Below are 20,682 nucleotides of genomic sequence, written 5' to 3'. Positions count from 1 at the left end.
GCGACCGGAGGTCACGCCTTCGCGGCGTCCCCGTCCGGCCGTGCGAGCGACCTGCGCAGCGCCAGCGCGGCCATCGGCAGGAGGAGGCACGCGGCGGCCGCGTTGAGCCAGCCGTATCCCAGCCGGGAGACGATCACCCCGGCCAGGGCGCCGCCCACGCCCGCCGCCGTGTTCATTGTGAGATCGGAGAGCCCCTGCACGGCCGCCCTGGCGGCCTGCGGCACGGAGTCCGTGAGCAGTGCCGAACCGGCGACCAGCCCCGCGGACCAGCCGAGTCCCAGGACGAACAGACCCGCCGCCGTCCGGGCGTGCCCGCCGCCCGACGTGCCGGCCAGCAGCGCCGCGCAGCACAGCAGTCCGGCTGCCAGCCCTATCACGGCCAGTCGTCCGGCGCGGTCGGCGAGCCGGCCCATCACGGGGGAGAAGGCGTACATCCCCGCGATGTGCCCGCTGATCACCAGGCCGATCAGCTGGATGTCCGCCCCGTGGTGCCCGAGGTGCACGGGCGTCATGACCATGATGGAGACCATCGCGGTGTGGGACACGGCGACGGTCACCAGGGCCAGCCTCGCCATCGGAGAGGCCCGGACCGCCGCGACGCCCGCCCGCAGCGAGCGGTTCGCGGCGCTCGCCGTGTCCTGGGGAGCGAGTGCCCGGGCGGTCAGCAGCGGGTCCGGGCGCAGCAGCACGGCGACCAGGACGCCGGTGACCAGGAAGATCCCCGATGCCCAGGCGAAGGGCCCCGCCGTCTCCGGCACGAAGGTGTCCCTGAAGACGTGGCTCGCCGGGGCGGCGATGTTGGGACCCAGCACGGAACCGATCGTGGTGGCCCAGATGACGGTGGCGATCGCGCGGCCGCGCCGGTCGGGCTCCGCGAGGTCGGCGGCCGCGAACCGGGCCTGGAGGTTGGCCGACGAGCCGGCCCCGAAACCGGCCATCCCGAGCAGCAGCAGCGGGAAACTGCCCACCACGGCGGCGGTCACCACCAGGAGGGCCCCGGCCGACCCCACCAGATAGGCGAGGACGAGTCCCGGGCGCCTGCCCCGTGACGCCATCAGAGCGGCCAGGGGCAGCGACAGGAGCGCCGTGCCCGCCACGGACGCGGTGGGCGCGAGCCCCGACAGGGCCTCGGAGACGCTCACGTCGGCCGCCAGCACCGGGGCGAGGGCGATTCCGACGGCCACGCCGAGGCCGCCGAGTATCTGGCTGCCGATCAGCACGGCGGAGGTCCGGCGCTGGAGCGCGGGCAGATCGGCGGCGGTGATCCGGGAGGCGGAAGAGGCTGTCGTCACCGCCGCAGTGTGCCAGCTCGCACCCGCGTGCGACATCGGGCCTTTCGCCCGGGCCCCGGGTGAAAGGCGCCGGGCCGCCTCGCCGCCCCGCCGGGCTCAGAACAGTGGCTGCGGGAGCACGCCCTCGATGGCCAGCAGCTGTCGCTTCGTCTCCAGCCCTCCGCCGAACCCGCCGAGGCCTCCGTCGCTCTCCACCACCCGGTGGCAGGGCACCACCACCGGCAGGGGGTTGGACCCCATGGCCGCACCCACGGCCTGCGCCCCGTCGGGCCGGCCGACCCGGGCGGCCAGGTCGCCGTACCCCACGACCGCCCCGTACGGCACGCTCGACGCGAGCTCGCGGAGGACCTCACGGTGGAAGCCCGAGGCCAGTGACCAGTCCAGCGGGAGCGAGAACTTCCGCAGGTCCCCGGAGAAGTACGCGGCGAGCTGGCGCACCGGCTCGGCCAGCAGCGCGGAATCCGGCGCCCGGACGGGCTCCGCGCCGAGCCGGGTCCGCAGCTGCGCGAGTGTCCTGTCCCGGACCGCCGGGCGCGCGTGGAAGGCCACGGTCAGCAGCCCCGCCGGGGTCGCGGCGAGCAGGAGGGGCCCGATGGCGCTCGGCACGACGGACCACTCCACGACCTGCTCGCTGCTCTCCATGGGCCAACCGTACGACCGGCCACCGACAACACCCCGGTGCGGGGCCGCGGGGTGGAGTCCCGCACCGTTCCGGGCGGCCGCCGGGGCCGGCCTCCACCCGGGGCGCGCGGAAGCCGGTGACGAGGTCCGGGCGACAGCTTTCACACTCTCTGCACCGAGGTCCGGCCGGCCGGGGGACGCGGGCGCGGTCGCGACCCCGGCACCCAGGGGGAGTCGTCCGGCGTCCCGCGCCGTGAGGGGCGCCGGAGCCTCGGGGTGCTCGATCTCCGGAAGCTGTTCCCGGCGGCCGTGCCGTGTGCGGCGCGGCCCGCCGCCCGCGTCGGGACCCGGGTGCGCGGAGGCCCCCGGCCACCCTCCGAGGGGCGGCGGGCCGGTGATGGTCATGATGTGAACGGATTGTCGGGACCGGAACCGGAGGGACTCCGGGGCCGGATAAAATGCCGTTCTTATGTTTGCTTGCCGGGCCTTGCCCTTTAGGGTCACCCCCGAACCCGGGCCACCGCGAAGGGCGTACACGCATGCAGGGCACAGTTGACGGATTCACCTACGGCCTAGTGACGCCTCTGACGGCATTCGTCATGGCCTGCCTGGGCGCGGCCCTCGGTCTGCGCTGCACCACGCGTTCCCTGCGCACCCGCGGCGTCGCCAGGGCCGGCTGGCTGGCCCTCGGCGCGACGTCCATCGGCTCGGGCATCTGGACGATGCACTTCATCGCGATGCTGGGCTTCACCGTCCGCGAGGCCCCGGTCACCTACGACCGGCCCCTCACCTACGCGAGCCTCGCCGTGGCGATCCTGATGGTCGGCATCGGCATCTTCCTCGTCGGCTACCGGGGTGCCACGCGCATGGCGCTGGTCACCGGCGGGACCATCACCGGCCTCGGCGTCGCCTCGATGCACTACCTCGGCATGGCCGGAATGAACTTCGACGGCGAGTTCGCCTACGACACCCTCACCGTCTCGCTCTCCGTCGTCATCGCCGTGGTCGCGGCGACGGCGGCCCTGTGGGCGGCCGTCTCCATCCACGGCTTCCTCCCCAGCCTCGGCGCCAGCGTGGTCATGGGCGTGGCCGTGAGCGGCATGCACTACACCGGCATGGCGGCGCTCGTCGTCCACCTGCACCCCGGAGCCGCGGCGGCGCCCCCGGGCGAGGCCCCGACCTCGCTGCTCCTGCCGATGATGGTCGGGCCCGGCTGCTTCCTGCTGCTGGCGGCCGTGGTCGTGATGATCGACCCCCTCGTGGTGACCGGCGGCCCCGGAGAGGCCGCCGGGCCGGCCGGGCTCGCTCCCCGGCGCGGCGTGCACATGACGTCGATCCCCGTCCAGCCCCGCCCCCCGCGCCCCTACGAGACCGCCTCGCGCCGGGGATACCGGCAGTCGCGCGAGCGCTGATCCGCCGCCGTTGTCAGAGGGTGGCCGTACCGTGGTTGCATGCGGCCAGTCTCGAAGATCGAACGTTCCGTGGCGCCTTTCGAGGTCGTCAGTCCCTACCAGCCCAGTGGTGACCAGCCCACGGCCATCGCCGAGCTGGACCGGCGCGTGCGCGCGGGCGAGAAGGACGTGGTCCTCCTCGGCGCGACGGGTACGGGCAAGTCGGCCACGACCGCGTGGATGATCGAGAAGCTGCAGCGCCCCACCCTGGTCATGGCACCGAACAAGACGCTCGCCGCCCAGCTGGCCAACGAGTTCCGCGAGCTCCTCCCGAACAACGCCGTGGAGTACTTCGTCTCGTACTACGACTACTACCAGCCCGAGGCGTACGTCCCGCAGTCGGACACCTACATCGAGAAGGACTCCTCGATCAACGAGGAGGTCGAGCGGCTGCGGCACTCCGCCACCAACTCGCTGCTCACCCGGCGCGACGTCGTCGTCGTCGCCTCCGTCTCGTGCATCTACGGCCTCGGTACCCCGCAGGAGTACGTGGACCGGATGGTCCAGCTCAAGGTCGGGGACGAGATCGACCGCGACGCGCTGCTCCGCCGCTTCGTCGAGATCCAGTACACCCGCAACGACCTCGCGTTCACCCGTGGCACCTTCCGGGTCCGCGGCGACACGATCGAGATCTTCCCGGTGTACGAGGAGCTCGCCGTCCGCATCGAGATGTTCGGCGACGAGATCGAGGCGCTGTCGACCCTCCACCCGCTCACCGGCGAGGTCATCAGCGAGGACCGGTCGCTCCACGTCTTCCCCGCCAGCCACTACGTCGCGGGCCCCGAGCGCATGGAGAAGGCGGTCACCGGCATCGAGCAGGAGCTGGAGCAGCGCCTCGCCGAGCTGGAGAAGCAGGGCAAGATGCTGGAGGCCCAGCGGCTGCGCATGCGCACCACGTACGACATCGAGATGCTCCGCCAGATCGGCACCTGCTCCGGCGTCGAGAACTACTCGATGCACTTCGACGGCCGCCTGCCGGGCACGGCCCCCAACACCCTCCTCGACTACTTCCCCGAGGACTTCCTCCTCGTCCTGGACGAGTCCCACGTGACCGTGCCGCAGATCGGGGCGATGTACGAGGGCGACGCCTCCCGCAAGCGGACCCTCGTCGACCACGGTTTCCGGCTGCCCTCGGCCCTGGACAACCGCCCGCTGAAGTGGGAGGAGTTCCTGGGCCGGATCAACCAGACGGTGTACCTCTCCGCCACCCCCGGGAAGTACGAGCTGTCCCGTGGGGACGGGTTCGTCGAGCAGATCATCCGGCCCACCGGGCTCGTGGACCCGGAGGTCGTGGTCAAGCCCACCGAGGGCCAGATCGACGACCTGGTCCACGAGATCCGCAAGCGGACGGAGAAGGACGAGCGGGTCCTGGTCACCACCCTCACGAAGAAGATGTCCGAGGACCTCACCGACTACTTCCTCGAACTCGGCATCCAGGTCCGCTACCTCCACAGCGACGTCGACACCCTGCGCCGCATCGAGCTGCTGCGCGAGCTGCGTTCCGGCGAGTACGACGTCCTGGTCGGCATCAACCTCCTGCGCGAGGGCCTCGACCTGCCGGAAGTGTCGCTCGTGGCCATCCTCGACGCGGACAAGCAGGGCTTCCTGCGCTCGGGCACCTCGCTGATCCAGACCATCGGCCGCGCCGCCCGTAACGTCTCGGGGCAGGTCCACATGTACGCCGACAAGATCACCCCGGCCATGGCGCAGGCGATCGACGAGACCAACCGCCGCCGGGAGAAGCAGATCGCCTACAACACCGAGCGCGGCGTCGATCCGCAGCCGCTCCGGAAGAAGATCAACGACATCGTCGCCTCCATCGCCCGCGAGGAGGTCGACACCGAGCAGCTGCTCGGCAGCGGCTACCGGCAGGCGAAGGACACCAAGGCGCCCGTCCCCTCGCTCGGAGGCAAGGCCGCCGCGGGCGGCAGGGCGAAGAAGGGTGCCGCGGCGGTCACCGACCGTCCCGCCGCCGAACTCGCCGGGATCATCGAGGAGATGACCGACCGGATGCGGGCGGCCGCCGCCGACCTGCAGTTCGAGGTGGCCGCGCGCCTGCGCGACGAGGTGGGGGAACTCAAGAAGGAGCTGCGCCAGATGAGGGAGGCGGGGCTGGCCTGACCGGGTGGGGCACGCAGTGTTGCAGGACCGACACAAAAACGGCCTACCACTGCTTCTCGCCCCGGCGGACTGGCTAGGGTGCGGGGACGCCGCACACCGATGGTTGCGGGGCAAGCGGAGAGGGGACAGCGCGTGACGGTCAACATGACCAAGGGCCAGGCCATCAGCCTGCAGAAGAGCGACGGGGGGACCCTGACCGCGGTACGGATGGGGCTCGGCTGGCAGGCGGCCCCGCGCCGCGGGCTGTTCGGTTCGCGCACCCGGGAGATCGACCTCGACGCCTCGGCGGTCCTCTTCGCCGACAAGCAGCCCGTGGACGTCGTGTTCTTCCGCCACCTCGTCAGCGACGACGGCTCGGTCAAGCACACCGGCGACAACCTGGTCGGCGGCGCGGGTTCGGGCGGCGACGACGAGGCCATCCTCGTGGACCTGCAGCGGGTCCCGGTCCACATCGACCAGATCGTCTTCACGGTGAACTCCTTCACCGGCCAGACGTTCCAGGAGGTGCAGAATGCCTTCTGCCGCATCGTCGACGAGACCAACGGCCAGGAGCTCGCCCGCTACACGCTCGACGGCGGGGGCCAGTACACGGCGCAGATCATGGCGAAGGTGCACCGCTCCGGCGCCGGATGGCAGATGACCGCCCTCGGGAACCCCGCCAACGGCCGGACCTTCCAGGACCTGATGCCGGCGATCCTGCCGCACCTGTAGGGCGCACCCGACCCGCACCATCCGTACGAGCAGCTCCCGGAGGCAACGGCCGCCGGGAGCTGCGCCCATGGCAGGGCTCCACATCGAACGTCGAGGGGACAGGGCAATGACGGCCGAGCTGGTCCGGGGTCAGAACCACGCCTTGCCCCGGACACGTCTGGAGATCAGGGTGTCCGCGGGCTCGCCCGTCGTCGCGGGGGCCACACTCGGGGACGAGCAGGGCACGGTACGCGGCGTCGAGTGGATCGCCCATCCCGGTGCGCACCGGCTGCCGGGACTGGAGGTGTCGCGTCAGGCGGCGGCCGATCACCGGCTGGCCGTCGACCTCGACGCCCTGCCCGACGCGGTGCACCGCGTCACCGTCCTCCTCGCGCTGCCCCTCGGGGCCGGACGGCCCGGCCGCTTCGGCGCCGTCGCCGCGCCGTTCGTCGCCGTCACGGGACTCGACGGCACGGAGATCGCCACGTTCACCCTCACGGGACTGGACAGCGAGTCGGCCGTGACCGCCGTCGAGCTGTACCGCCGCCAGGGCGGCTGGAAGGTGCGTGCCGTCGGCCAGGGATACGCCGCGGGACTCGCCGGGATGCTCGCCGACCAGGGCCTTCCCGAGGCGGCGGAGCTGGCCGCCTCCATCCAGGAGGCGGTGGCCTCCGGGCTCGCCCGCTCCGTGGCGCCCCCGCCGCGCACCCCGGAGGGTGAGCGGGTCCGCCACCCCGCAGGCCCCGTGCCGGCCGCGGGGGGCACCCCGCCGGCCGCCCCGGTGCCCGGTCCGTCGCCCGTCCCGCCGGGCGAGCACACGGCCCCGCAGGGCGCCGACGCGGCCTCCGGCGGGCCCATCGACTACGCGCACCCGCGCCGTCAGACCTCCGCCCCGCCCCCGGCCCCTCCGGCTGCGCCGCCGGCCGCGCCCGGACAGCCCGCGCGGCCCGTCGCCGGCGACGCCACGGGCTGGTCCATGGACGAGCGCCTCTACAACCAGATCTGGGGCATGTTCGAGGACCTGGCCCGCGCTGTCGCCGCCCACCGCAGCGCCGTCGACTTCGCCGAGTCCCGCATGGACCAGGAGCTCGAACGGACCCTGTCCGATCCGCGCAGCCGCATCGGGGGCACGGGCGACCGGGCCCGCGCGGAGGCCATGGCCAAGCGCGACGAGCTGACCGCCCGGGCGCGCGAGGCTCTCGACCGCGACCTGGCCCAGCTGGCCGCCGAGTCCGCGGTCGTCGAGCCGGCCCTGCCCGCCGCGTACGCGGGCTGGGACAACCCCGTCTGGCACGCCTACCGCGTTCCCATGGAGATCCCGATGGCACTGCGCATCGGTGACCTCCACCTTCCCGAGTGCGTCGACCTGCGCATCCCGCTGCTGGTGCGGCTGCCGCTGGAGCGGGGGATCTGGATCGACAGCGGCCGCACCGCCTCCCAGGCCGCGGCGGCCGTGGGCGGGGACCGGCTGCGCGGGCTCGCGATGGAGACCGCGGCCGCCCTGGCGGCGCGGCTCCTGGCCGTCCATCCCGCCCACGAGTTCTCCGTCCACGTCATCGACCCGGCGGGGTCCGGCGCCGGGGCTCTCGCGCCCCTGGTCGCCTCGGGCGCCCTCGACGGCCCGCCCGCGGCCGGCGCGGCGGGCGTGTCCTCGGTGCTCGCGCATCTCACCCGGCGCGTGGATCTGGTGCAGATGGCGATCAGGGCCGGCGCCGCCGACTCGCTGCCGCCGGACCTGGACCCCGGTGAGCAGCTGCTGATCGTCAACGACTTCCCGCACGGTTTCGACGACCGTGGCGTCACCCAGCTGCGTTATCTCGCGGACGAGGGCCCGTCGGTGGGCGTGCACCTGATGATGGTCGCCGACCGGGAGGACGCCCGCGCCTACGGCCCGGTGCTCGACCCCCTGTGGCGTTCCCTGCTGCGCGTCACCCCCGTGGCCGACGACCACCTCGCCGACCCCTGGGTGGGGCACGCGTGGACGTACGAGCCCCTCAGGACTCCTCGGGGCAGCCGCGTCCTGGAACAGGTCCTCGCGCTGGTGGCGGCGGCCCGGCGCGACGGCCGCCGCTGACGGCCGTACCCGTCCGCGGGTCCTGTCTCACTCGCCCCTGACCAGGCACTTTGATCATGGCTTGGCGAGGACTTTACCGTTTCTTGGTGCTTCATGTACTGTTCTTGGTGCGGAGGGGAGTACTCCCGATCGCGGCGTTCCCGTCAGTACGGACTGTGACCGGTCCCGGGGCGCCGGCCCGGCGCGCAGCCCGCGCTCCCGGGTGGAAGAGACCTCCGGCAGCGACGACGCTGATCTATAGCCGTAGCGAACTGCCGGAGGCGCAGTGGACGTTTCATGGACTCTCTGGGTGCTGACCATTCTCGGTCTGAGTGCCCTCATCGCCGTCGACTTCTTCATCGGGCGCAAGCCCCATGACGTGTCGACCAAGGAAGCCGGGATCTGGACCGTCGTCTGGATCGCGCTCGCCGCCCTCTTCGGGCTCGGCCTGCTGGTCTTCGGCGAGAGCCAGGCCTCCGGCGAGTTCTTCGCCGGCTTCATCACCGAGAAGTCGCTCAGCGTCGACAACCTCTTCGTCTTCGTCCTGATCATGGCGAAGTTCTCGGTGCCCTCCCACCTGCAGCAGCGGGTGCTCCTCATCGGTGTGCTGATCGCCCTGGTCCTGCGCGCGATCTTCATCGCCGCCGGCGCCGCGGTCATCGCCAACTTCTCGTGGGTCTTCTACATCTTCGGCGCGTTCCTGATCTACACCGCCTGGAAGCTGATCCAGGAGGCGCGGGCCGACGACGAGGACGAGGAGTTCGAGGAGAACCGTCTCCTGAAGTCGATCGAGCACCGCTTCGGTGTGGCCGACCGGTACCACGGGACCAAGCTCTTCATCCGGAACAACGGCAAGCGCGTCATGACCCCGCTCATGGTGGTCATGCTCGCCATCGGCACCACCGACGTGCTCTTCGCGCTCGACTCCATCCCCGCGATCTTCGGCCTGACCCAGGACCCGTACATCGTGTTCACGGCCAACGCGTTCGCGCTGATGGGTCTGCGGCAGCTGTACTTCCTCATCGGCGGCCTGCTGAAGAAGCTGGTCCACCTCAGCTACGGCCTGTCGGTGATCCTCGGATTCATCGGGGTCAAGCTGGTGCTGCACGCGCTGCACGAGTCCGGGGTGCACGTCCCCGAGATCTCCATCCCGTTCTCCCTCACCGTCATCTGCGGCGTCCTGGTGATCACCACGATCACCAGCCTGATCGCCACCAGGAAGAAGACGGCGGCCGAGGAGGCCGCCAAGGAGGACGGCAACGAGAACGTCGGCGCGCGGAAGTAGCGCCGGGCGGACAAGCCGACGGCCGGGCCCCCAGGGGGTGCCCGGCCGTCCGGCGTTCCCGTCGCCTCACCAGCCGCGCAGGCGCCACTCCGGCAGGTGCGGACGCTCGGCTCCGAGCGTCGTGTCGTGCCCGTGCCCCGGGTAGACCCACGTCTCGTCCGGCAGCCGGTCGAAGAGCTTGGTCTCCACGTCGTGGAGCAGGCTCGCGAACGCCTCGGGATCCTTGTGCGTGTTGCCGACCCCGCCGGGGAAGAGGCAGTCCCCGGTGAAGAGGTGCGGGGCGCCGTGGGGGTCGTCGTAGACCAGGGCGATGGAACCCGGGGTGTGGCCCGTCAGGTGCCTGGCGGTCAGCGTGACGGTGCCGACCCGGATCGTGCCGCCGTCCTCGACCGGCTCATCGGTCGGGACGGGGATCCCCTCGGCGTCGAACTCTCCGGCGTACGTGCGCGCCCCGGTGGCGGCGACCACCTCGGCCAGGGCCTGCCAGTGGTCGGCGTGGCGGTGTGTCGTCACGACGGACGCGATGCCGTCCTCGCCGATCAGGCGCAGCAGGATCCCGGCCTCCGCGGCGGCGTCGATCAGGAGCTGCTCACCCGTGTTCCGGCAGCGCAGCAGATACGCGTTGTTGTTCATCGGCCCGACGGCGACCTTCGAGATCATGAGATCCGTCAGTTCGTGCACGTCCGCGGGCCCGCCGACCCTTACCGCTCCGCTGTACGTCATGTGACGCAGCCTATAGCGGAGGCAGTGCGGGGAGGCTCCCGCCTCCGGCGGTGAGTGCGGAGCCGTCGCGGCGTCCGCAGAGCCAGCCGAGGATGTCCGTGGCGCTGCCCCTGACCGTGACCGCGGGGCCGTCGGCGCCGCCGCCGGTGGTCCAGATCCGGCCGTCCTCGGTGACGGCCGTGGTGGCGACGACACCGGGGTGCCCGGCGAACCGCTCCGCGAGGAAGTCGTTCTCCCGGACGACGAACTCCTCCGGCAGGTCCTCCAGCTCGTAGCCGCCCCCGAGGTCGACGTGGTGCAGCTCGACCTCCACCCACCTGCGGAAGGGGATCCGGGAGGCGGAGTCCGTCACGCCGTTGCGCAGTGTGACCGTGCGCGACCAGTCGGCCGGCGCCGCGGCCGCGCCAAGGAAGGCCTCGCCGCTCCCGCGCAGATCGGCGAGCTGCTCGTCGAGCGGACGGGGTGCGTCCCTCTCGATGTCCGCGTCCCGGGTTTCGCTGTTCGCGTACATCGGACGCCCCTGGAGAACATTTACGAGGGCGTCGGCGTTACGTGACAGGTGGGCAAGAACATGACCGCGGCTCCAGCCCGGCAGGCGCGACGCTCCGGCGAGGAATCCGTCGTCCCTCTTGCCCGTGGCACTGAGCAGCCGATCGGTCGCTTCACGTACAGCTTCCAGGTCACGCGCATGGTCGATCATGCGCCGAGCGTAGCCTCCGACACTCGTTCGGGTGAAGGTGTCTGCGGTCGTCCGTAAATCGAATGTGCGTGCTATACGCTCGGAGTCGAAAGCTTCGTACATCGCTGTGGCGCCCCCCATACCCTGGGACGGGGGCTCAGTTCCCCCACTTCTCTCCAGAAAGGTGCGGACCGGCGTGGCCGACCGTCTCATCGTCCGTGGCGCGCGCGAGCACAACCTGAAGAACGTCTCGCTCGACCTGCCCCGTGACTCCCTCATCGTCTTCACCGGGCTGTCCGGATCGGGCAAGTCCTCCCTCGCGTTCGACACGATCTTCGCCGAGGGGCAGCGGCGCTACGTGGAGTCCCTCTCCTCGTACGCCCGCCAGTTCCTCGGCCAGATGGACAAGCCGGACGTGGACTTCATCGAAGGCCTCTCGCCCGCCGTCTCCATCGACCAGAAGTCGACCTCGCGCAACCCGCGCTCGACGGTCGGCACGATCACCGAGGTGTACGACTACCTCCGGCTGCTCTTCGCCAGGATCGGCAAGCCGCACTGCCCCGAGTGCCACCGGCCGATCTCGCGCCAGTCGCCGCAGGCCATCGTGGACAAGGTGCTGGGACTGCCCGAGGGCAGCCGCTTCCAGGTCCTCTCCCCGCTGGTGCGCGAGCGCAAGGGCGAGTTCGTCGACCTCTTCGCGGACCTCCAGACCAAGGGCTACAGCAGGGCCCGGGTGGACGGCGAGACGATCCAGCTCTCCGAGCCGCCCACGCTGAAGAAGCAGGAGAAGCACACCATCGAGGTGGTCATCGACCGCCTCACGGTGAAGGACAGCGCCAAGCGCCGGCTGACCGACTCCGTCGAGACCGCGCTGGGCCTCTCGGGCGGCATGGTCGTCCTCGATTTCGTCGACCTCGAGCAGGACGACCCCGAGCGTGAGCGGATGTACTCCGAGCACCTCTACTGCCCGTACGACGACCTCTCCTTCGAGGAGCTGGAGCCCCGCTCCTTCTCCTTCAACTCGCCCTTCGGCGCCTGCCCCGACTGCACGGGTATCGGCACGCGGATGGAGGTGGACCCGGAGCTCATCGTCCCGGACGAGGACAAGTCCCTGGACGAGGGCGCCATCCACCCCTGGTCGCACGGCCACACCAAGGAGTACTTCGGGCGCCAGATCAACGCGCTGGCCGAGGCCCTCGGCTTCCGCACGGACATCCCCTGGGCCGGACTTCCGCAGCGCGCCAAGAAGGCCCTGCTCCACGGCCACAAGATCCAGACCGAGGTGCGCTACCGCAACAGGTACGGCCGCGAGCGCGCCTACACCACCCCGCGCTTCGAAGGCGCCGTGCAGTACGTCAAGCGGCGCCACTCCGAGGCCGAGAGCGATTCCAGCAGGGAGCGGCTCGAAGGCTACATGCGCGAGGTGGCCTGTCCGACGTGCGAAGGCACCCGGCTCAAGCCCCTGGTGCTCGCCGTCACCGTGATGGAGCGGTCCATCGCCGAGGTCGCCGCGATGTCGATCAGCGAGTGCGCCGAGTTCCTCGGCCGCCTCACGCTGAACGCCCGCGACAAGAAGATCGCCGAGCGGGTGCTCAAGGAGGTCAACGAGCGGCTGAGGTTCCTCGTGGACGTCGGCCTCGACTACCTCTCGCTGAACCGTGCCGCGGGCACCCTGTCCGGCGGAGAGGCCCAGCGCATCCGGCTCGCCACCCAGATCGGCTCCGGTCTCGTCGGCGTGCTCTACGTCCTGGACGAGCCGTCCATCGGGCTGCACCAGCGCGACAACCACCGGCTCATCGAGACCCTGGTCCGTCTCCGGGACATGGGCAACACGCTCATCGTCGTCGAGCACGACGAGGACACCATCAAGGTCGCCGACTGGGTCGTCGACATCGGCCCCGGCGCCGGCGAGCACGGGGGCAAGGTCGTCCACTCGGGCTCGCTCAAGGAACTCCTCGCCAACAAGGAGTCGATCACCGGGCAGTACCTCTCGGGCCGGCGGACGATCGAGATGCCGGACGTCCGGCGTCCCGTCGACCCGAAGCGCCGGCTCACGGTGCACGGCGCCCGGGAGAACAACCTCCAGGACATCGACGTCTCCTTCCCGCTCGGCGTGCTCACGGCCGTCACGGGCGTGTCGGGTTCGGGCAAGTCGACCCTGGTCAACGACATCCTCTACACCCACCTGGCGCGCGAGCTCAACGGTGCCAAGTCGGTCCCCGGGCGGCACACCCGGGTCGACGGCGACGACCTCGTCGACAAGGTCGTGCACGTGGACCAGTCGCCCATCGGCCGCACGCCCCGGTCCAACCCGGCGACGTACACCGGTGTGTTCGACCACGTCCGCAGGCTGTTCGCCGAGACCATGGAGGCGAAGGTCCGCGGCTATCTGCCGGGCCGCTTCTCCTTCAACGTCAAGGGCGGCCGGTGCGAGAACTGCTCCGGTGACGGCACGATCAAGATCGAGATGAACTTCCTCCCCGACGTGTACGTCCCGTGCGAGGTCTGCCACGGTGCGCGCTACAACCGGGAGACGCTGGAGGTCCACTACAAGGGCAAGTCCATCGCCGAGGTGCTGGACATGCCCATCGAGGAGGGCCTGGAGTTCTTCGAGGCCGTCCCGACGATCGCCCGCCACCTCCGCACGCTCAACGAGGTCGGCCTCGGCTACGTCAGGCTCGGCCAGTCCGCGCCGACCCTCTCCGGCGGTGAGGCGCAGCGGGTGAAGCTGGCGAGCGAGCTGCAGAAGCGCTCCACCGGCCGCACGGTCTACGTCCTGGACGAGCCGACGACCGGTCTGCACTTCGAGGACATCAGCAAGCTCATCTCGGTGCTGTCGGGCCTGGTCGACAAGGGCAACACGGTGATCGTCATCGAGCACAACCTCGACGTCATCAAGACCGCCGACTGGGTCGTCGACATGGGCCCCGAGGGCGGCAGCGGCGGTGGTCTCGTGATCGCCGAGGGCACCCCCGAGCACATCGCCTCGGTGCCCGCCAGCCACACCGGGAAGTTCCTCCAGGACGTCCTCGGCGCGGACCGGGTCGCCGACGCCACGGTGCCTGCCGCCCGCAAGCCGGCCGGCAGGGCGGCCGCGAAGAAGGCGGTGGCCGCGAAGACGGCCACCGCCCGCCGGACGGCCACGGCGAGGACGACCGCGAAGACGGCGGGCGGCAAGCCCGCGGGGAAGAAGGCCACCCGCACGCGGAAGGCCTGACACCGCGCGCACGGGGCCGCCCCCGGCACCGAGGGGCGGCCCCCGGTGCCGGGGGCGGACCGTGTCCGGTGCCGGGCGGGCGCGGGGCGGGCGGGGCCGGTGGGAAGGCCGTCGTTCTCCGCCGGTATCGTCGGGTCTGTCGCCCATGCCCCCAGGCGCGGCCCGTGCCCGTGTCCGCGGCACCCGGTGCCCCGGACGGATACGGCGGCCCTCTGTCCCCCCGACCAGTGGAGACCGCATGTCCGGCCTGCCCGCCCCCCGCCGTACCGTGCTGAAGGGCGCCGCGCTCGTCGGCGTCGCAGGGCTGGGAGTGGCCGCCTGCTCGACCGAGTCGAAGCTCGGCCACGCGCAGACGCCGACGCCCACCGCGCCCGTGGAACTCGGCGCCCCGGACGAGATTCCGGTCGGCGGATCGAAGCTCTACCGGGAACAGCGGGTCGTCGTCAGCTGTCCCGCCGCCGGTCAGTACAAGGCGTTCAGCGCACAGTGCACCCACGCCGGCTGCCTGCTGGACAAGGTCGAGGACAACGTGGGCAACTGCCCCTGCCACGGCAGCCGCTTCGACGTCACCACCGGCAAGGCCGTACAGGGGCCCGCCACCGTCCCGCTGCCCGCGGTTCCGGTGAAGGTCGAGGGCGGACGGCTCGTCGCCGGCCCCGACGCCTGACGGGAGCCGTCGCGCCCCGCGGCGGGGCCCGCGGACACGTCGGGGCCCGGGTGCCGGCGGTCACCGGTGTCACGGAAATGCCGCCGTGTCACCGCCCGCAAGTAGGGTGTGAGACATGGCAGACCCCTCCAGCTACCGCCCCAAGCCGGGACAGATCCCCGACTCCCCGGGGGTCTACAAGTTCCGCGACGATCACCGCCGGGTGATCTACGTCGGCAAGGCCAAGAACCTGCGCCAGCGCCTGGCCAACTACTTCCAGGACCTGGCCGGCCTGCACCCGCGCACCCGCACGATGGTCACCACGGCCGCGTCCGTCGAGTGGACCGTGGTCTCCACCGAGGTCGAGGCGCTGCAGCTGGAGTACAGCTGGATCAAGGAGTTCGACCCCCGGTTCAACGTCAAGTACCGCGACGACAAGAGCTATCCCTACCTCGCCGTCACGCTCAACGAGGAGTTCCCGCGCGTCCAGGTCATGCGCGGGGCCAAGAAGAAGGGCGTCCGCTACTTCGGTCCGTACGGGCACGCCTGGGCGATCCGCGAGACCGTCGACCTGATGCTCCGGGTCTTCCCCGTCCGGACGTGTTCCGCCGGGGTGTTCAAGAACGCCGAGCGCACGGGCCGGCCCTGCCTCCTCGGGTACATCGGCAAGTGCTCCGCACCGTGCGTCGGCCGCGTCAGCCCGGACGAACACCGGGAACTGGCCGAGGACTTCTGCGACTTCATGACGGGCCGCACCGGGACGTACATCCGCCGCCTGGAGAAGGACATGATGCAGGCGGCCGAGGACATGGAGTACGAGCGGGCGGCCCGGCTCCGTGACGACGCGGGCGCGCTGAAGCGGGCCATGGAGAAGAGCGCCGTGGTCCTCGCCGACGCCACCGACGCGGACCTGATCGCCGTCGCGGAGGACGAGCTCGAAGCCGCGGTGCAGATCTTCCACGTCCGGGGCGGGCGGGTGCGGGGCCAGCGCGGCTGGGTCACCGACAAGGTCGAGGCGGTCGACACGGCCGGCCTCGTCGAGCACGCGCTGCAGCAGCTGTACGGCGAGGAGACCGGCGACTCCGTCCCCAAGGAGGTGCTCGTCCCGGCGCTCCCCGAGGACCCCGACGCCGTGTCCCAGTGGCTCGCCGGCCGGCGAGGCTCCCAGGTCAGCCTCCGCATCCCGCAGCGGGGTGACAAGAAGGACCTGATGGGCACGGTCCAGCGCAACGCCCAGCAGGCGCTGGGGCTGCACAAGACCAAGCGCGCCTCGGACCTCACGACCCGGTCACGCGCCCTGGAGGAGATCGCCGAGGCCCTCGGCCTCGACACCGCGCCGCTGCGCGTCGAGTGCTTCGACATCTCGCACCTGCAGGGCGACGACGTCGTCGCGTCCATGGTCGTCTTCGAGGACGGGCTCGCACGCAAGAGCGAGTACCGGCGCTTCCAGATCAAGGGCTTCGAGGGGCAGGACGACGTCCGGTCGATGCACGAGGTCATCGGCCGCCGCTTCAAGCGGTACCTCCAGGAGAAGGAGCGTACGGGGGAGTGGGAGGAGACCCCGGCGCCCACCGGCCCCGCCCCCGCCCCCGGGACGGAACCGACCGTGAACGGCGCGGACCCGGCGGGCGCACCGCCGCCCGAGGAGCCCCGCGAGGACGACGGCCGCCCCAAGCGCTTCGCCTACCCGCCGCAGCTCGTCGTCGTCGACGGCGGACAGCCCCAGGTCGCCGCCGCGAAGCGGGCGCTGGACGAGCTGGGCATCGACGACATCGCCGTGTGCGGTCTCGCCAAGCGACTGGAAGAGGTCTGGCTGCCGGACGACGACGACCCGGTGGTGCTGCCCCGCTCCAGCGAGGGCCTCTACCTCCTCCAGCGCATCCGGGACGAGGCCCACCGCTTCGCGATCACCTACCAGCGGGCCAAGCGGGCCAAGCGCATCCGCAGCAGCCCGCTCGACGACGTCTCCGGGCTCGGCGAGACCCGCAAGCAGGCGCTGATCAAGCACTTCGGCTCCGTGAAGCGGCTGCGGCAGGCCACAATCGACGAGATCTGCGAGGTCCCGGGGATAGGGCGCAGGACGGCGGAATCGGTGGCCGCAGCCCTCGCCACGGCGGCCCCCGCCGCACCCGCCGTGAACACCGCCACAGGAGAGATCATTGAAGAGGACGACGGGGACGGCACGACATGACCGAGCACGCGCATGAACGCCAGGACGAAGGCGACCGAGCAGACGGAGCGGTACACGTGAGTACGGGAAGCGGAAACACCACGGAGACGACCGGGACCACCACGCCCGCCATCCCCGAGCTGGTCATCATCTCCGGCATGTCGGGCGCCGGGCGCAGCACCGCCGCCAAGTGTCTGGAGGACCTCGGCTGGTTCGTCGTCGACAACCTGCCCCCCGCGCTGATCCCCACCATGGTGGAGCTCGGCGCCCGCTCCCAGGGCAACGTCGCCCGCATCGCCGTCGTCGTCGACGTACGCGGACGCCGCTTCTTCGACAACCTCCGGGAGTCGCTCGCCGACCTGGCCGCCAAGAGCGTCACCCGGCGGATCGTCTTCCTGGAGTCCTCCGACGACGCCCTCGTGCGCCGGTTCGAATCCGTCCGCCGCCCCCACCCGCTGCAGGGCGACGGACGGATCGTCGACGGCATCGCGGCCGAGCGGGACCTGCTGCGCGAGCTGCGCGGTGACGCCGACCTCGTCATCGACACCTCCAGCCTCAACGTCCACGAGCTGCGCGCCAAGATGGACGCCCAGTTCGCCGGGGACGAGGAGCCGGAGCTCCGTGCGACGGTGATGTCGTTCGGCTTCAAGTACGGCCTGCCCGTCGACGCCGACCTCGTCGTCGACTGCCGGTTCCTGCCGAATCCGCACTGGGTACCGGAGCTGCGTCCGTTCACCGGGCTCAACGAGGAAGTGTCCGACTACGTCTTCGACCAGCCCGGCGCCAAGGAGTTCCTCAACCAGTACACAGAACTCCTGCAGCTCATCGCCGCCGGCTACCGCCGCGAGGGCAAGCGCTACGTCACCATCGCCGTCGGCTGCACGGGCGGCAAGCACCGCTCCGTGGCGATGTCGGAGAAGCTGGCCGCCCGGCTGTCCACCGAAGGCATCGAGACCGTCCTCGTCCACCGGGACATGGGGCGCGAGTAGTGGCCGGTCGCAATCTGCGTCAGCGGCGTCTGAGCAGGGCCACGGCCGCCCTCTCCGGCCGCAAGCGCGGCGCACAGCCCAAGGTCGTCGCCCTCGGCGGCGGGATGGGGCTGTCGGCGTCCCTGACGGCGCTGCGCCGGATCACCGGCGATCTCACGGCCGTGGTCACGGTCGCCGACGACGGCGGCTCCAGCGGCCGGCTCCGCGAGGAGCTCGGTGTGCTGCCGCCCGGCGACCTGCGCAAAGCGCTCGCGGCGCTCTGCGGCGACGACGAATGGGGCCGCACGTGGTCCCAGGTCATCCAGCACCGCTTCGAGTCCAAGGGCGACCTGCACGAGCACGCGGTGGGCAATCTGCTCATCGTCGCCCTGTGGGAACAGCTGGGCGACCACGTGCAGGCCCTCGACCTCGTCGGCAAGCTGCTCGGAGCCCACGGCCGGGTGCTGCCGATGTCCGCCGTCCCTCTGGAGCTCCAGGCCCTGGTACGGGGACACGACCCCGGCCTCCCCGAGGACGTCTCCACCGTGCGAGGTCAGGCGACCGTGGCGCTGACCCCGGGCGAGGTGCAGTCCGTCCACGTCGTTCCCGCCGACCCGCCGGCGGTACCGGAGGCGGTGGCCGCGGTCCTCGACGCGGACTGGGTGGTGCTGGGGCCGGGATCCTGGTTCTCCTCCGTGATTCCGCACCTCCTGGTGCCACAACTGCTCGACGCACTGGTGACCACGAAGGCGCGTAAGGTCCTCTCGCTGAACCTCGCACCGCAGCCCGGTGAAACAGATGGCTTCTCACCGCAGCGTCATTTGGAGGTTTTGGGACGACACGCCCCTAAACTCGCCATGGACGTGGTGCTGGCCGACGAGGCCGCCGTGCCCGACCGCGAGTCCCTCGCCGACGCCGCCCAGCGGCTCGGAGCCGCGGTCGAGCTGGCCCCCGTGGCCTCACCCGACGGCGTTCCGATTCACGATCCGGAGCTGTTGGCCGCCGCGTACGACCGTATTTTTCGGATGCATGGAAGGATCGGCCCATGGCGATGACGCCAGCGGTGAAGGACGAAATCTCTCGGCTTCCCGTGACCCGGACCTGCTGCAGAAAGGCAGAGGTCTCGGCGATTCTCCGGTTCGCGGGCGGGCTCCACCTGGTGAGCGGCCGGATCGTGATCGAGGCCGAGCTGGACACCGCGATGGCGGCCCGTCGGCTCAAGCGGGACATCCTGGAGATCTTCGGGCACAGCTCGGAGCTCATCGTGATGGCTCCCGGCGGACTGCGCCGCGGCTCGCGCTACGTGGTGCGCGTGGTGGCCGGAGGTGACCAGCTGGCCCGCCAGACCGGCCTGGTGGACGGCCGAGGCCGCCCGATCCGCGGTCTCCCGCCGCAGGTGGTCTCGGGGGCCACCTGCGACGCCGAGGCGGCCTGGCGTGGCGCCTTCCTCGCACACGGCTCGCTCACGGAGCCGGGCCGCTCCTCCTCGCTCGAGGTGACCTGCCCCGGTCCGGAGGCCGCGCTCGCCCTGGTCGGGGCCGCGCGCAGGCTCTCCATCGCGGCCAAGGCCCGCGAGGTGCGAGGCGTGGACCGTGTCGTCGTCCGTGACGGTGACGCCATCGGCGCGCTGCTGACCCGTCTCGGCGCCCACGAGTCGGTGCTGGCCTGGGAGGAGCGCCGTATGCGGCGCGAGGTCCGCGCCACGGCCAACCGGCTCGCCAACTTCGACGACGCCAACCTGCGCCGCTCGGCCCGTGCCGCGGTGGCCGCGGGAGCCCGGGTGGGACGCGCGCTGGAGATCCTGGGCGAGGAGGTCCCGGAGCACCTGGCCGCCGCCGGAAGGCTGCGCATGGAGCACAAGCAGGCCTCCCTGGAGGAACTGGGCGCGCTCGCGGACCCGCCGCTGACCAAGGACGCGGTGGCGGGCCGGATCCGGCGCCTGCTCGCGATGGCCGACAAGCGGGCCCAGGACATCGGGATCCCCGGCACGGAGGCGACGCTCAGCGAGGAGATGGCCGACGGCCTCGTCGGCTGAGAACGGTGACACGCCGCCCGCACGGGAGCGGCGGCGCGAGACGGTGAGGACGTCGGCCGGGACCCGGGCCCGCCCGAGGTCCTCACCGTCTCGCACAGGCGCACGCACACGCACCGGGCGCAGGAGCGGCCGCCGGTGACGGCATCGGACTTGGGGGGCGGACTTGGGGGCGGGCCGCGCGTCCCCGGGTAGCGCCACCAGTCGGTAAACCCCGCCGGAGCCGGTCCGTCGTCCACCCGTAAAGCGGTGAGCGGAATTGGCCGAAAGGACCGAGTCCATCGATTGAGCGCGGCCCCGCGAGAATGAGCGTTTAAGATCGCGCGCCCCCCAGGTCCGTGCACGCCAAAAGGGCGCTGCGGCGGGAAATTCATCCATTGAGAGCCCGTCCGCACAATTGAGCGCACGACTCCGGGCCGAATCCTCTTACGGCGGAAAACAGGCACCCCGGCGGCATTGCCGAACGCCGTGCCGCAGTCGGCGTCCACGGGGCCCGAGCCCGCCCCGGTGACTGCCGGTGACGGTGAGCCGCTGTGCCCCGCGCCGGACTCCGCACGGCAAGGGGTCGCTCGGGCGGGGGGTGTTGACGCTTGGTGACCGTCTGAGGTGCCGGCTTCGCCGTCGATGCCCGCCCGGAACCGGAGGTGGCGGCTCCTACCGGGGAGTAGGCAACTCCCTCTCCGCGCCCCTCCACTCGATGTCACTCCCGGGCCTTGGGAGAGGTAGGGTCGGAG

At 71.4% G+C, this 20,682-nt stretch carries 15 protein-coding genes; 11 read left to right on the top strand and 4 right to left on the bottom strand.

Going from position 1 to position 20,682, the window contains the following annotated elements; genetic code table 11:
- Positions 1 to 11 precede the first annotated feature (11 nt).
- Both ACFYY2_RS21995 and ACFYY2_RS21990 read right to left on the bottom strand, forming a co-directional pair.
- Positions 12 to 1,328, bottom strand: coding sequence for an MFS transporter (locus ACFYY2_RS21995; RefSeq protein WP_388745377.1), 1,317 nt, complete (start codon positions 1,326 to 1,328; stop codon positions 12 to 14).
- Between the two features lie 60 nt (positions 1,329 to 1,388).
- Positions 1,389 to 1,934: a methylated-DNA--[protein]-cysteine S-methyltransferase gene (locus ACFYY2_RS21990; RefSeq protein WP_388745375.1), complete on the bottom strand. Its 546-nt coding sequence runs from the start codon at positions 1,932 to 1,934 to the stop codon at positions 1,389 to 1,391.
- A gap of 518 nt (positions 1,935 to 2,452) precedes the next feature.
- Here ACFYY2_RS21990 and ACFYY2_RS21985 point away from each other — a divergent pair.
- From ACFYY2_RS21985 to ACFYY2_RS21965, 5 genes are all read left to right on the top strand, one after another.
- A complete protein-coding gene (locus ACFYY2_RS21985) occupies positions 2,453 to 3,325 on the top strand; it encodes an MHYT domain-containing protein (RefSeq protein ID WP_388745373.1) in 873 nt (290 codons plus the stop codon).
- A gap of 39 nt (positions 3,326 to 3,364) precedes the next feature.
- Complete coding sequence (gene uvrB / locus ACFYY2_RS21980) at positions 3,365 to 5,485, top strand: excinuclease ABC subunit UvrB (protein ID WP_388745371.1); 2,121 nt, start codon at positions 3,365 to 3,367, stop codon at positions 5,483 to 5,485.
- A 132-nt stretch (positions 5,486 to 5,617) separates the two neighbouring features.
- Positions 5,618 to 6,196, top strand: coding sequence for a TerD family protein (locus ACFYY2_RS21975; protein ID WP_329036306.1), 579 nt, complete (start codon positions 5,618 to 5,620; stop codon positions 6,194 to 6,196).
- A gap of 106 nt (positions 6,197 to 6,302) precedes the next feature.
- Positions 6,303 to 8,249, top strand: a complete 1,947-nt coding sequence (locus tag ACFYY2_RS21970; protein WP_388745368.1) for a TerD family protein — start codon at positions 6,303 to 6,305, stop codon at positions 8,247 to 8,249.
- A gap of 265 nt (positions 8,250 to 8,514) precedes the next feature.
- The gene (locus ACFYY2_RS21965) at positions 8,515 to 9,513 is read left to right on the top strand and encodes a TerC family protein (protein WP_388745366.1); all 999 of its coding nucleotides are present in this window, start codon (positions 8,515 to 8,517) and stop codon (positions 9,511 to 9,513) included.
- A gap of 66 nt (positions 9,514 to 9,579) precedes the next feature.
- Here the strand turns inward: ACFYY2_RS21965 and ACFYY2_RS21960 are convergent, their stop codons facing one another.
- Positions 9,580 to 10,236, bottom strand: coding sequence for an MBL fold metallo-hydrolase (locus ACFYY2_RS21960; protein ID WP_388745364.1), 657 nt, complete (start codon positions 10,234 to 10,236; stop codon positions 9,580 to 9,582).
- A gap of 10 nt (positions 10,237 to 10,246) precedes the next feature.
- Positions 10,247 to 10,936, bottom strand: a complete 690-nt coding sequence (locus ACFYY2_RS21955; RefSeq protein WP_388745362.1) for a maleylpyruvate isomerase family mycothiol-dependent enzyme — start codon at positions 10,934 to 10,936, stop codon at positions 10,247 to 10,249.
- 175 nt (positions 10,937 to 11,111) lie between these two features.
- On the opposite strand from ACFYY2_RS21955, the gene uvrA reads away from it, so the two are divergent.
- From uvrA to whiA, 6 genes are all read left to right on the top strand, one after another.
- Complete coding sequence (gene uvrA, locus ACFYY2_RS21950) at positions 11,112 to 14,132, top strand: excinuclease ABC subunit UvrA (protein ID WP_388745360.1); 3,021 nt, start codon at positions 11,112 to 11,114, stop codon at positions 14,130 to 14,132.
- A gap of 238 nt (positions 14,133 to 14,370) precedes the next feature.
- Positions 14,371 to 14,799 carry a Rieske (2Fe-2S) protein gene (locus tag ACFYY2_RS21945; protein WP_388745358.1) on the top strand — a complete coding sequence of 143 codons (429 nt, stop codon included), beginning with the start codon at positions 14,371 to 14,373 and terminating at the stop codon, positions 14,797 to 14,799.
- 115 nt (positions 14,800 to 14,914) lie between these two features.
- The gene (gene uvrC / locus ACFYY2_RS21940) at positions 14,915 to 16,969 is read left to right on the top strand and encodes an excinuclease ABC subunit UvrC (RefSeq protein ID WP_388745356.1); all 2,055 of its coding nucleotides are present in this window, start codon (positions 14,915 to 14,917) and stop codon (positions 16,967 to 16,969) included.
- The gene (rapZ, locus tag ACFYY2_RS21935; protein ID WP_388745354.1) at positions 16,966 to 17,937 is read left to right on the top strand and encodes an RNase adapter RapZ; all 972 of its coding nucleotides are present in this window, start codon (positions 16,966 to 16,968) and stop codon (positions 17,935 to 17,937) included. Before uvrC ends, rapZ begins: the two co-directional genes overlap by 4 nt.
- A complete protein-coding gene (gene yvcK / locus ACFYY2_RS21930; RefSeq protein WP_388745352.1) occupies positions 17,937 to 18,971 on the top strand; it encodes a uridine diphosphate-N-acetylglucosamine-binding protein YvcK in 1,035 nt (344 codons plus the stop codon). Before rapZ ends, yvcK begins: the two co-directional genes overlap by 1 nt.
- A complete protein-coding gene (whiA, locus tag ACFYY2_RS21925; protein ID WP_327119736.1) occupies positions 18,962 to 19,951 on the top strand; it encodes a DNA-binding protein WhiA in 990 nt (329 codons plus the stop codon). The genes yvcK and whiA overlap by 10 nt, the downstream gene beginning before the upstream one ends.
- Positions 19,952 to 20,682 lie beyond the last annotated feature (731 nt).

The organism is Streptomyces sp. NPDC001822, from assembly GCF_042892135.1.
GTDB lineage: Bacteria > Actinomycetota > Actinomycetes > Streptomycetales > Streptomycetaceae > Streptomyces.
Note: the sequence above shows the minus strand (reverse complement) of the source record. Positions and strands in the feature narration are given on the sequence as shown.